Source organism: Sorangium sp. So ce362 (assembly GCF_051519845.1).
In the GTDB taxonomy this organism is placed as follows: domain Bacteria; phylum Myxococcota_A; class Polyangia; order Polyangiales; family Polyangiaceae; genus Sorangium.
Window position 1 is genome coordinate 4,959,852 of the sequence record NZ_CP150332.1, and the last position, 12,176, is coordinate 4,972,027.

10 protein-coding genes are annotated in these 12,176 nt (G+C 69.8%); 8 read left to right on the forward strand and 2 right to left on the reverse strand.

Annotated features, from left to right (window positions below; all coding sequences use genetic code 11):
• Positions 1–662: 662 nt before the first annotated feature.
• The 7 genes from WMF17_RS19200 (at position 663) to leuB (ending at position 9,175) form a co-directional block, all read left to right on the forward strand.
• Positions 663–1,091, forward strand: coding sequence for a hypothetical protein (locus WMF17_RS19200; RefSeq protein ID WP_437603524.1), 429 nt, complete (start codon positions 663–665; stop codon positions 1,089–1,091).
• A 92-nt stretch (positions 1,092–1,183) separates the two neighbouring features.
• A complete protein-coding gene (ilvB, locus tag WMF17_RS19205; RefSeq protein WP_437603525.1) occupies positions 1,184–2,893 on the forward strand; it encodes a biosynthetic-type acetolactate synthase large subunit in 1,710 nt (569 codons plus the stop codon).
• Positions 2,894–3,030: 137 nt separating this feature from the next.
• On the forward strand, positions 3,031–3,579 hold the full coding sequence (gene ilvN / locus WMF17_RS19210) for an acetolactate synthase small subunit (RefSeq protein ID WP_437603526.1): 549 nt from the start codon (positions 3,031–3,033) through the stop codon (positions 3,577–3,579).
• A gap of 52 nt (positions 3,580–3,631) precedes the next feature.
• Positions 3,632–4,645, forward strand: coding sequence for a ketol-acid reductoisomerase (gene ilvC / locus WMF17_RS19215; protein WP_437651362.1), 1,014 nt, complete (start codon positions 3,632–3,634; stop codon positions 4,643–4,645).
• A 61-nt stretch (positions 4,646–4,706) separates the two neighbouring features.
• Positions 4,707–6,383 (forward strand): 2-isopropylmalate synthase, encoded by a 1,677-nt coding sequence (locus tag WMF17_RS19220; RefSeq protein ID WP_437650682.1) that lies wholly within the window; start codon positions 4,707–4,709, stop codon positions 6,381–6,383.
• An 84-nt stretch (positions 6,384–6,467) separates the two neighbouring features.
• The gene (gene cimA / locus WMF17_RS19225) at positions 6,468–8,114 is read left to right on the forward strand and encodes a citramalate synthase (protein WP_437603529.1); all 1,647 of its coding nucleotides are present in this window, start codon (positions 6,468–6,470) and stop codon (positions 8,112–8,114) included.
• Positions 8,111–9,175, forward strand: a complete 1,065-nt coding sequence (gene leuB / locus WMF17_RS19230; RefSeq protein ID WP_437603530.1) for a 3-isopropylmalate dehydrogenase — start codon at positions 8,111–8,113, stop codon at positions 9,173–9,175. The genes cimA and leuB overlap by 4 nt, the downstream gene beginning before the upstream one ends.
• Before the next feature lie 146 nt (positions 9,176–9,321).
• Here the strand turns inward: leuB and WMF17_RS19235 are convergent, their stop codons facing one another.
• On the reverse strand, positions 9,322–9,513 hold the full coding sequence (locus WMF17_RS19235; protein ID WP_437650683.1) for a hypothetical protein: 192 nt from the start codon (positions 9,511–9,513) through the stop codon (positions 9,322–9,324).
• Positions 9,514–9,857: 344 nt separating this feature from the next.
• Here WMF17_RS19235 and WMF17_RS19240 point away from each other — a divergent pair, with 344 nt between their 5' ends.
• Positions 9,858–10,364 carry a hypothetical protein gene (locus tag WMF17_RS19240; RefSeq protein ID WP_437650684.1) on the forward strand — a complete coding sequence of 169 codons (507 nt, stop codon included), beginning with the start codon at positions 9,858–9,860 and terminating at the stop codon, positions 10,362–10,364.
• A 249-nt stretch (positions 10,365–10,613) separates the two neighbouring features.
• On the opposite strand, the gene WMF17_RS19245 is transcribed toward WMF17_RS19240, so the two are convergent.
• Positions 10,614–11,990: an MFS transporter gene (locus WMF17_RS19245; protein WP_437603533.1), complete on the reverse strand. Its 1,377-nt coding sequence runs from the start codon at positions 11,988–11,990 to the stop codon at positions 10,614–10,616.
• Between the last annotated feature and the right edge of the window lie 186 nt (positions 11,991–12,176).

The following is a 12,176-nucleotide window of genomic DNA, read 5'->3' on the forward strand; positions in this document are numbered from 1 at the left end:
GCGCGATGCGCCCGATGCGCACGGTGCGCCTCGCGCGACCCGCTCGGCGTCGCGATCGAGCGACGCTTCCCTGCACACCGCGCGCGCCTCCGTCGCGGACATCGCCGCTCGAGAGACGCGGCGATGAGCGACTGAACGAAACTGAGCGAAACGGAACGAGCCGGAACGAGATCGAACGACCCGGACGGCGACCGTTCGCGCGGAACATCGCGCGCTTCTTGCAGGCATTGCTCGAACAAAAAACGTCTCGAAATGCCGCCGAAACAAGCGATCTGTAAAGAAACAGCTTGACGCGACGCAGCAGCTCTGCAAGGTAGAGACACTCACGCTATGCAGAAGTCGACATGCACCGCCAGCGCCCGCGCCTCCGGCGATGGGATCCCCGCTGTGAAGCTGGTGCACCGCGCTTCGACGGCGTCCTCGGCGGCCCGTTCGCTCGTCGTCGAGGGCGGCGTGTCCGTCGGGCTCCTAGCGGGCCTAACCATTCCTGCGCTCGTCAGCCTAACCGACATCGTCGGGCTGATTCGCGTCGGGAACGGGTGCGGGCCGCCGCTCTGAGCTGAAGCAGCATGGAGATAGGCCCCCGCACCGAGAAGGTCCGGGGGCTTTCCTTTTTCTGGCCTGTGGGTTCACGAAGAGCAGCCGTCGTCAAGGAGGATCAGGTGAGCAAGGAACATTCGAGGAAGAATCGCGAGGACGCCTCGAGCGAGGCCGTTGGCCAGCGCATCGCGGAGCTCGCGGAGCTCGTCGCCGCGGGCTGTGGGATGCCCGTCGCGTCGGGCGCCGTGCGCGAGGAGCTCGAGGCGCTCGTCGACGGGATCCGCGCGCGCGCCGGCGGCGGCGCCGCCCGGGCGCCCCAGCGCTCCTCGACGCACCTGAAGGGCGCGCGCCCGGACGGCGCGGCCGAGGCCTCGTTCGAGTTCCACTCCGACCCGCCCTCCACGCGATCCGGCTCGGACCTCCACGCGGGCGCCCCGGGCTTCTCGCGCGTCGTGTCGCTCGACGACGCGCGCAGGGTGCTCGAGGCCATCCGCCGCGAGGAGACGAGCGGCGACGGCCCCCGGGAGGACCTGCAGCGCGCGATCGCCTAACTCGCCGGGCCTCTTAAGAGACGGCAGAACCCCGCGGCCAAGGCGCCCCCGGGCGCCACCTTCACCAGCGTGACTCGATCGGAGTCAGGAATATGAAACGAACCGGTGCACAGATTATCTGGGAAGTCCTCGTCCGCGAAGGCGTGGACGTGGTCTTTGGTTATCCGGGCGGCGCGATCATGCCCGCCTACGACACGATCCTCGGCTACCCGATCCGCCATGTGCTCGTCCGGCACGAGCAGGGCGCGGCGCACATGGCGGACGGCTACGCCCGCGCCTCGGGCAAGGTCGGCGTGGCGATCGCCACCTCGGGGCCCGGCGCGACGAACCTCGTCACCGGGATCGCGACGGCGATGCTCGACTCCTCGCCGATCGTCTGTATCACCGGGCAGGTCCCCTCGAAGCTGCTCGGGACCGACGCCTTCCAGGAGACCGACATCACGGGCGTCACCCTCCCGATCACCAAGCACAACTACCTCGTGACCGAGGTCCAGGACATCGCCCCCGCCATCCGCGAGGCGTTCTACATCGCGCGCTCGGGCCGCCCGGGCCCGGTGCTCGTCGACATCACCAAGGACGCCCAGCAGGCGTCGATGGACTTCGAGCCGCCGAAGGACGAGGTCCGCCTGCCCGGCTACCGCCCCTCGCAGCAAGCCGTCCAGACGGAGATCGAGAAGGCGATCGAGCTCATCGACGACGCCGAGCGACCGCTCATCCTGGCCGGTCAGGGCATCGTCAGGGCGGAGGCGACGCGCGAGCTGCTCTCCTTCGTGGAGAAGGCGGGCATCCCCGTCGCGTCCACGCTGCTCGGCCTCGGCGGCTTCCCGGCGACGCACCCCCTCAGCCTCGGCATGATGGGGATGCACGGCGAGGCGTGGGTGAACAACGCCATCCAGGAGGCCGACCTCCTCATCGCGCTCGGGATGCGCTTCGACGACCGCGTGACCGGCAACCTCAAGACCTACGCCGTGAAGGCGAAGAAGATCCACGTCGAGATCGACCGGTCCGAGATCAACAAGAATGTCAAGGTCGACGTCGGCCTCGTCGGCGACGTCCGGGACACGCTCCTGTCGCTCATCCCCGGGTGCAAGCAGCGCAACCGGAGCGAGTGGATCGAGCGCATCAGCGTGCTGAAGGGCGACTCGGCGGTCCGTGACATTCAACAATTGCCGTACCACGACAAACTGTACGCGGCGCACGTGCTGCACGACCTCTGGCGGCTCACCGACGGCAAGGCGCTTGTGGTAACCGACGTCGGCCAGCACCAGATGTGGGAAGCGCAGTACTACAAGCACGATCACCCGCGGAAGCTCATCACCTCCGGCGGGCTCGGCACGATGGGCTTCGCCCTGCCGGCGGCGATCGGCGCGCGCTTCGCGAAGTCGGACGACGAGATCTGGGTGGTCGTGGGCGACGGCGGCTTCCAGATGACCGCGTGCGAGCTCTCGACCTGTGCGCAGGAGGGCATCAAGGTCCACGTGGCCATCATCAACAACGGCTACCTCGGCATGGTGCGCCAGTGGCAGGAGTTCTTCTACAACCGGCGCTACTCGGCGACCCCGATGCGCAGCCCGGACTTCGTGAAGCTCGCCGAGGCCCACGGGCTGACCGGCATCCGCGTCACGAAGCGCGAGGAGATCGCGGGCGCGGTGGAGCGCGCCCGGGCGACGCCGGGCACCGTCGTCGTCGACTTCCGCGTCGAGCAGGAGGACAGCGTCTATCCGATGGTGCCCGCCGGCGCCGACCTGAACGACATGATCCGTCGCCCGAGCCCCATCGTGGAGACCGGGGAGGACCCGTGAACGCACCGGTAGAGGCGCGCGCCCCGAGCGCCCGTCCGGCGCCCCCGTCGCCCACGTCGGACGGGCGGCGCGCGTCCGAACGCGCTGCGGCCTTGGCTGCGCGCACCACTGACAAGAGGGACTTTCGAGAGGCATCCATGGATCGACCCATCCTGCGCACGTTCATCGCTTACGTCGAAGACCGCCCCGGCGTGCTCAACCGAGTGGCGTCCCTCTTCCGGCGCCGCGCCTACAACATCGAGTCGCTGAGCGTCGGGCGCACCCACATCGCCGGGATCTCGCGCCTGACCCTCGTCCTCGAGGCGGACGGGGACGGGGCGCGCCGCATCGAGGCGAACCTGTACAAGCTGGTCAACACCCTCTGGGTCCGGGACGTCACCCACACCGCCTCGGTCGCGCGCGATCTGGCGCTGATCAAGGTGAAGGCGAACGCGACGACCCGGGCGCAGGTGCTCCAGCTCTGCGAGGTGTTCCGCGCGCGCACCGTCGATGTCGCCCCCGAGGCGCTGACCATCGAGATCACCGGGACCGGCGACAAGATCGAGGGCCTGCTCGACGTGCTCCGCCCGTTCGGGATCATCGAGATGGTGCGGACGGGGATGATCGTGATGACCCGCGGCGCAGAGGAGGCGGAGGCCAGGTTCGACTCGATCCCTGCGCGCTCGGCCGACAGCGGCGCCGCCTGACGACGTGAAGGAAGGGAGCCGCGAGGTGCGGTCCCTGTTGAAGGAGATTGCGATGGCTAAAATTTTCTATGATAACGACGCAGATCTATCGCTCATCCAGAGCAAGAAGATCGCGATCGTAGGCTATGGCTCCCAGGGGCACGCGCACGCGCTGAACCTGCGCGACAGCGGCGCCACGGTGATCGTCGCCCTGCCCGAGGGCAGCAAGAGCCGGCCCAAGGCGCAGGCCGCGGGGCTGCAGGTGGCCACGGTGTCCGAGGCCGCGAAGGCCGCCGACATCATCATGATCCTCGCGCCCGACACGTCGCAGGCGCGCATCTACAACGAGCAGATCGCGCCGCACCTCGGCCCGGGCAAGACGCTCATGTTCGCGCACGGGTTCAACATCCGCTTCAACACGATCACGCCCCCCGCGTCGGTCGACGTCTCGATGATCGCCCCGAAGGGCCCCGGGCACCGGGTGCGCGAGACGTACGAGGCCGGCGGCGGCGTCCCCGCCCTGCTCGCCGTCCACCAGGACGCGAGCGGCAAGGCGGAGGCGCAGGCGCTCGCCTACGCGAAGGGCATCGGCGCGACGCGCGCCGGGGTGCTCTGCACGACGTTCGCGGAGGAGACCGAGACCGACCTCTTCGGCGAGCAGGCGGTGCTCTGCGGCGGCGCGAGCGAGCTCGTGAAGGCCGGGTTCGAGACGCTCGTGAACGCCGGCTACCAGCCGGAGATCGCGTACTTCGAGTGTCTGCACGAGCTCAAGCTGATCGTCGACCTCATGTACCGCGGCGGCCTCAACTACATGCGGTACTCGATCAGCGACACCGCCGAGCAGGGCGACTACGTCTCCGGCCCGCGCGTCATCACCGACAAGACGCGCGAGGAGATGAAGCGCATCCTCGCCGAGATCCAGAGCGGCGAGTTCGCCCGCAAGTGGATCGCGGAGAACGAGGAGGGCCGGCCGAACTTCGAGGCGACGCGGGCCAAGGAGCGGGAGCAGCGGCTCGAGGTCGTGGGGGCCAACCTGCGCAAGATGATGCCGTTCATCGACCCCGTCACCATCAAGCCCGGCGACTGAGCCTCTCCACTCGTGGGAGGCGGCGGAGGACACCATGCCTGAGATGATTGCGAATCAAGCGATGCCCCAGTCCGATTACGTGCGCATCTTCGACACCACGCTGCGAGACGGCGAGCAGTCGCCGGGCGCGACGATGACGTCCTCGGAGAAGCTCGAGATCGCGCTCGCGCTGGCGAAGCTCGGCGTCGACGTCATCGAGACGGGCTTCCCCGCCGCTTCCCCCGACGACCTGCTCGCCGTCCAGACGATCGCCGAGCGCGTGGGCGCGGCCGCGCTCCCCGGCCGGCCCGCCGCGACCCCGCCGACCATCTGCGCGCTCGCCCGCGCCACGAAGGTCGACATCGACAAGGCGTGGGAGGGCGTCAAGCGAGCCGCGCACCCGCGGATCCACACCTTCCTCGCCACGAGCGACATCCACCTCAAGCACAAGCTCCGGATGAGCCGGGTCGAGGTGCTCGACCGCGTGCGGGCCATGGTCGCGTACGCGCGCGACCTCTGCGCCGACGTGGAGTTCAGCCCCGAGGACGCCGGCCGGAGCGAGCCCGAGTTCCTCTACCAGGTGCTCGAGGCCGCGATCGCCGCGGGGGCCACCACGCTCAACATCCCGGACACGGTCGGCTACACCATGCCGAGCGAGTTCGGCGCGCTCATCGCCGGGATCCGCAAGAACGTTCCGGGCATCGAGCGCGCCATCATCTCGGTGCACTGCCACAACGACCTCGGGCTCGCGACGGCCAACGCGCTGGAGGGCATCCGCGCGGGCGCGCGCCAGGCCGAGGTGACCATCAACGGCATCGGCGAGCGCGCGGGCAACACCGCGCTCGAGGAGGTCGTCATGGCGCTCGCGACGCGCCGGGCCATCTTCGGGCTGCGCACCGGCATCGACACGACCCAGATCGCCACCGTGAGCCGGCTCGTCAGCGCGGCCACGGGCTTCAACGTCCAGCCGAACAAGGCGATCGTCGGCGCCAACGCCTTCGCGCACGAGTCGGGCATCCACCAGGACGGGATGCTGAAGCACCAGGAGACCTACGAGATCATGCGGCCGGAGATGGTCGGGGTGACGCAGACCCGGCTCGTCCTCGGCAAGCACTCGGGCAGGCACGCGCTCAGGAACCGGCTCGAGGAGCTCGGCTACCACCTGGACGAGGCCCAGCTCGCGGCGGCGTTCGCCAGCTTCAAGGCGCTCGCCGACAAGAAGAAGCACGTCACCGATCCCGACATCGAGGCGATCGTCTCGACCACGCGGGCGCAGGGCCCCGAGCTCTACACGCTCGACGCGCTCCAGGTCGCCTGCGGGACGACCGGGATGCCCACGGCCACGGTCCGCCTCCGCGGGCCGGACGGGGCGCTGCACGTCCGCGCCGCGATCGGCACCGGGCCGGTGGACGCCGCCTACCGGGCGATCGACGAGATCGTCCGCGTGCCGAGCAGCCTCCTCGAGTTCTCCGTGCACGCGGTGACCGAGGGGATCGACGCGCTCGGCGAGGTGAGCGTCCGGGTCCGGGCGGACGCGACGTCGGGCAAGCGGCACCCGCAGCACGACGCCGCGCCGCGGGTCTTCCACGGCCACGGCGCCGACACCGACATCCTTGTCGCGAGCGCGACGGCGTACCTCACCGCCCTGAATCGGCTGCTCGCGACCTACGGCGTCGAGCCCAGGGACGACGCGGCGGCGTCCGAGAGCAACGAGAGCAACCAGAGCGGCCACGGCGCCGCCGTCGAGAGCGCGAGGTAGGTCGATGAGCGGAGCGCGGAGGGCCCCCGCGAGGGCCCGACGAGCTCGGCGACCTGCTCTCGCTGCACAAGGAAGTTGAACCTTATGAATCCGCCTCTCAACGGCGCGGAGCAGGGCGCCCGCCCCACGGACCGCGTCGACATCTACGATACCACCCTACGGGACGGCACCCAGCGCGAGGGCATCTCGCTCGCGTGCGAGGACAAGCTGCAGATCGCGCGCCACCTCGACGCGTTCGGCCTGACCTTCATCGAGGGCGGCTGGCCCGGCTCGAACCCGAAGGACGCGCAGTTCTTCGAGCAGGCGAAGGACATCGAGTGGAAGCACGCGAAGATCGCCGCGTTCGGCTCGACGCGCCGGGCATCGCTCGCGCCCGAGGACGACGCCGGGCTGCGCGCGCTCCTCGCCGCCGGGACGAGCGTCTGCACGATCTTCGGCAAGAGCTCGACCCAGCACGTGACGGGGGTGCTGCGCACGACGCTCGACGAGAACCTCCGGATGATCGAGGAGACCGTCGCCTTCCTGCGGGCGCACGGCCGCCGCGTGATCTACGACGCCGAGCACTTCTTCGACGGGTTCGCGCTCGACCGGTCGTACGCGACCGAGACGCTGCGCGCCGCGGTGCGCGGCGGGGCCGAGGTGCTCACGCTCTGCGACACGAACGGCGGCTCGATGCCGTGGCAGATCGAGGCGGTGGTCGCCGAGATCAAGGCGCTGCTCGACCACCCGCTCGGCGTCCACGCGCACAACGACGGTGAGTGCGCGGTCGCCAACTCGCTCGCCGCCGTGCGGGCGGGCGCCCGCCACGTCCAGGGCACGATCAACGGCTACGGCGAGCGCTGCGGGAACGCGAACCTCTGCGCGATCATCCCGAACGTCGAGCTGAAGCTCGGCCTCCGGGCGCTGCCGGAGGGGGCGCTCGGCGGGATCACCGAGCTCTCGCACTACGTCGCCGAGGTGGCGAACCTCGCCCCCGACGATCACATGGCCTACGTCGGCCGGAGCGCCTTCGCGCACAAGGGCGGCGTGCACGTCGCGGCCATGCGGCGCGAGCCCGCGTCCTACCAGCACGTCGACCCCGCGCTCGTCGGCAACGCGATGCGCACCGTGGTGAGCGAGCTGTCGGGCCGCGGCAACCTCCTCAGCAAGGCCGAGGAGTTCGGGCTCCAGGTGCCGATCGGCGCCGAGGTGGAGGTGCTCGAGCAGATCAAGGAGCGCGAGGCGCGCGGCTCCTCGTTCGAGGCGGCCGAGGCGTCGGTCGCGCTCCTGCTCCACCGGAGCTCGCCCGGCTACAAGCCGCCGTTCCGGCTGCTCGATTTCAAGGTCACCGCGGGCCAGCGCGAGGGCGTCGGCACCTTCGCCGAGGCCATGATCAAGATCGCGGTCGGCGACGAGGTGGTGATCACGGCGGCCGAGGGGTCCGGCCCCGTCAACGCGCTCGACGGCGCGCTCCGCAAGGCGCTCGCGCCCGTGTTCCCGGCCGTGCGCGACATCCAGCTCGTCGACTACAAGGTCCGCATCCTCGACGGGCGCGACGGCACCTCGGCGACGACGCGCGTGCTCATCGACAGCCGCGACGCGCAGCGCCAGTGGAGCACCGTCGGCGCCTCGATGAACATCATCGACGCTTCCTGGCATGCGCTCGCGGACGGGATCGAGTATGGGCTCACGCTCGCAGCGAGAGAGCCAGAGCAGTACACATCCACGTTGCCTGCCAGCGAGGTCGCATGAAGGCCAATATCGTTCTTTTGCCCGGCGACGGCATCGGCACCGAAGTGGTCGCCGAAGCCCGCGCCACCCTCGATGCTGTCGCCTCCCAGTTCGGCCACAGCTTCACCTACTCGGAGCACCTCATCGGCGGGTGCGCCATCGACGCCACCGGCACCGCGCTCACGCCGGAGACGCTCGACGCGTGCCGCGCGGCGGATGCCGTCCTCCTCGGCGCGGTCGGCGGCCCCAAGTGGGACAACCCGAGCGCGAGCGTCCGCCCCGAGCAGGGGCTGCTCGCGCTGCGCCAGGGCCTCGGCCTGTACGCGAACCTGCGGCCGATCCGCCTGTTCCCGGAGCTCATCCAGGCCTCCCCGCTCAAGGCGGAGCGGCTCGCGGACGTCGACATCCTGGTCGTCCGGGAGCTCACGGGCGGGCTCTACTTCGGCAAGCCGCGCCTCCGCGAGGAGGTGAACGGGCGCAGGCGCGCGGTCGACACGCTCGAGTACACGGACGAGGAGATCCAGCGCGTCGTCGAGCTCGCCTTCCGCCTCGCGTCGTCGCGCAGGCGCCTCGTCACGTCGGTCGACAAGGCGAACGTCCTCGAGTCGTCGCGGCTCTGGCGCACGGTCGCGACCGAGGTCGCCGCGCGTCACCCGGAGATCCGCATCGAGCACCAACTCGTCGACTCGTGCGCGATGCGGCTCATCACGTCCGCGTCGGCGTTCGACGTCATCGTCACCGAGAACATGTTCGGCGACATCCTGACCGACGAGGCCGCCGTGCTGGCCGGCTCGCTGGGGCTCTGTCCGAGCGCGTCGCTGGGCGACGGCACGCGCGGCGTCTACGAGCCGATCCATGGCTCGGCGCCTGACATCGCCGGCAAGGGGCTCGCCAACCCGATCGGCACGATCCTGAGCGCCGCGATGCTGCTCCGGCACTCGCTGCGGCTCGACAAGGAGGCAGCCGCGCTGGAGCGCGCCGTGGCGCAGGCCATCGCCGGCGGCGCCAGGACGGCGGACCTCGGCGGCAAGCTGTCGACCCAGGCGATGGGCGGCGCGGTGCGGGCGAAGCTCGCTGCCTGAACGCCCGCGCGGGGCGGCCTGGCAGCCCGGGGCCGGGGTCCACCGCCGGCCCCGGGGACCGGTTCACCACCGGCCCTCCGGGGCCTCGCGTTGCCGACGTCCGGCGCGCCGCTGGCAATCCGCCCTGTTCATCGTCGTCAATACCATCACCGCCCCCGGTCCGGCGCTTCAGGCCCTGTGATCCGGTTCGTCCGCCGCAGGCGCGCGATCACCGAGGACGCCGTGTCCTCCACGGGCGCCCGTTCGACCGGCGGCTCCAGGATCTCGCCCCTCGCGTAGCCTAGGAGCTCCAGGGCCGCGCGGTGCGCGCGCTCGATCGACCCGTCCATCTGGAGCACGAGGAGCGCGTCGGGATCGCGGAGAGGATGTTCCGCGCGCCGCGCTTGCCGCGCAGCGCTCGCTCAGGGGCCGGAGCCTCGGGGAGCGCCGCGCCACCTCGGTTGACCGAGATGCTCGTATTTCAGGGCGCCACCAGGGCCGCCTTCGAGCATGGGCCGCGGAGGATGTCGCCGAAAGCGTCCATGGTGTCTCAGGTGTCCTTCCTGGGGCAATCGACATTACTCCCCGGACACCACACATGATCCCGCGACGGGGAAGCTCAGGTCCTCGCGTGTCAACGCTCGTCGTCGAGATGGGCGATGACTCCATCCATATGAATTGATGTGCACAGGAGATTGGGAACATGAGTCAATTGACGAAGTTCGCATCGCTCGTCGCCCTCGCGACGGCCCTCTCCGCGGCCGGATGCGTGGCCGAGGCGATGGCGTCGGAAACGACGACGAAGGACACGACGGTCCAGACCGATGAGGCGAAGCAGGCATCTCAGGCCGAGGAGATGGACTCTGCAGATCAGGAGTCGAGCGTGGCGCCGGCGACGGGCGTGAGCCCGGAGGACCCGAGCGCAGCAGACCCCGGCTTGGCGGACCTCGGCTCGACGAGCTCCGGTGAGGAGGAGAGCGTCGGCGAGAACCCGGACGCGGCTTCACGCTTCTGGGGCTTCGGCGGCTGGGGGGGCTTCCGGCCCTGGGGCTTCGGCGGCTGGGGCTTCCGGCCCTGGGGCTTCGGCGGCTGGGGGGGCTTCCGGCCCTGGGGCTTCGGCGGCTGGGGGGGCTTCCGGCCCTGGGGCTTCGGCGGCTGGGGCGGCTGGGGCGGCTGGGGCGGCGGCGGCTGCGGCTTCTGCGGCATCTAGCGAGGAGCGCGGCCGGCCGCGGCCTCTGCTCCAGGGGCGCGGCCGGGGGCCGATGAACGCGGCGCCGTGGCTCGGTCCTCGTCACGGCGCCGCGCCCAGGCCCTCACGACCGCGCGACAAGGCCCTCGCGATGTCCGGATTCACCGAGGCTTCCTCGTCCCTCCGCGAGGGAGCCTCGGGCTCCAGGGGGCGCCCAGCAGCCGCGGAGGCGCCCGCGTGCCCCTCGCGCCCCCCCGGGACACGCCTGGATCAGGCGTCGGCCTCGGCGAGGCTCGGGATGCGGTTCACGAGGAAGCGGGTCCTCATGTAGCACCACCACGTAAGCCCCATGCAGGTGAGATAGAATACGAAGAAATACATGAGCGCCGTCGAGGCCCCGCCCGTCGCCTTGATCGAGGCGCCGAAGCTCCGCGGGATGAAGAAGCCGCCGAGCGCCCCGAGCGCCGAGGTGAACCCGAGGACGGCAGCGCTCTGGCGGCGCGCGGTGATCAGCGCCTCCTCGCGCGCCGCCTCGCCCCTGCCCTGCGCCGCGCGGAGGTGGTCGCGCCGGAAGAGGACGGGGACCATCCGGAAGGTCGAGCCGTTGCCGATGCCGGTCGTTATGAACATGACCATGAACATCGTGACGACCCCGGCGTAGCTGTTCTCGTCGAGGAAGTGGATGATCCCGAGCGACGCGAGGCCCATCACCACGAAGTTGCAGAACGTGATGCGCGCTCCGCCGATCTTGTCCGCGAGGTAGCCGCCCAGCGGGCGGGCCACCGAGCCGATGAGCGCGCCCAGGAACGTGAGCTCGAGCGTCACGGTGGGGAACTGCATCTTGAGCAGGAGCGGGAGGGCCGCCGAGTAGCCGATGAACGAGCCGAACGTCCCGATGTACAGCCAGGCGATGATCCAGGTGTGCTTGTTCTTTGTGGCGGCCAGCTGATCTTTGAAATTCGACTTCGCCGACGCCAGGTTGTTCATGAAGAAATACGCGCCGGCCGCCGAGATGAGGATGAACGGGATCCACATCAATCCGGCGTTCTGCAGGTAAATCCCCGACTCGGTGTGATACCCGCCGATCGCCGTCGCGACCGCGCCGGGCCCGATGATGAGGGGCACGATGAGCTGCACGTTGCTGACGCCGACGTTGCCGCCGGCGGCGTTGAGCCCGAGCGCCAGCCCCTTCTTCTTGTCAGGATAGAAGAACGAGATGTTCGTCATGCTGGAGGCGAAGTTGCCCCCGCCGAGCCCCGCGGTCCCCGCCGCGATCGCCATCAGCCAGAACGGCGTGTCGGGCCTCGTCACGAGCACCGAGAGCGAGATCGCGGGAATCAGCAGCAAGAGCGCGCTGACGACCGTCCAGTTGCGCCCGCCGAACCTCGGGACGGCGAACGTGTAAGGGAACCGGATCAGCGCGCCGACGAGGCCCGGGATCGCGACCAGCAGGAAGAGCTGGTCCATCGTGTAGTTGAAGCCGACCTTGGGGAGCCGGGTGGCCGTCACGCTCCAGAGCAGCCAGACGGAAAAGCCGATGTTCTCGGCGATAATCGACCAGATGAGGTTCCGACGGGCGATCCGCTTCCCTGTCTTCTCCCAGAACGCATCATCATCGGGATTCCACTCGGTAATCAAAGTCGACATCTGTCCTCCTCACCGAGACCGGGGCGCGCCGCCTTGAAACAGGGCGAGTCGAAGCAGCCGCTCTCCGATCAATTCCTGCTCTGCATCGGCCCTCGCGTCATACCGCTGGAGATCAAAAATCGGAGTTTCTCGTGTGTTTCTGAACCGTTTCGACGCATTTTTTCCGCGCGGCGTCGACTTCGTGGA

Excerpts from the sequence above, each read along its gene's own strand:
- ilvB (WP_437603525.1), top strand. The coding sequence starts at position 1,184 with ATGAAACGAACCGGTGCACAGATTATCTGGGAAGTCCTCGTCCGCGAA.
- ilvN (WP_437603526.1), top strand. The coding sequence starts at position 3,031 with ATGGATCGACCCATCCTGCGCACGTTCATCGCTTACGTCGAAGACCGC.
- ilvC (WP_437651362.1), top strand. The coding sequence starts at position 3,632 with ATGGCTAAAATTTTCTATGATAACGACGCAGATCTATCGCTCATCCAG.
- WMF17_RS19220 (WP_437650682.1), top strand. The coding sequence starts at position 4,707 with ATGCCCCAGTCCGATTACGTGCGCATCTTCGACACCACGCTGCGAGAC.
- cimA (WP_437603529.1), top strand. The coding sequence starts at position 6,468 with ATGAATCCGCCTCTCAACGGCGCGGAGCAGGGCGCCCGCCCCACGGAC.
- leuB (WP_437603530.1), top strand. The coding sequence starts at position 8,111 with ATGAAGGCCAATATCGTTCTTTTGCCCGGCGACGGCATCGGCACCGAA.
- WMF17_RS19240 (WP_437650684.1), top strand. The coding sequence starts at position 9,858 with ATGAGTCAATTGACGAAGTTCGCATCGCTCGTCGCCCTCGCGACGGCC.
- WMF17_RS19245 (WP_437603533.1), bottom strand. The coding sequence starts at position 11,990 with ATGTCGACTTTGATTACCGAGTGGAATCCCGATGATGATGCGTTCTGG.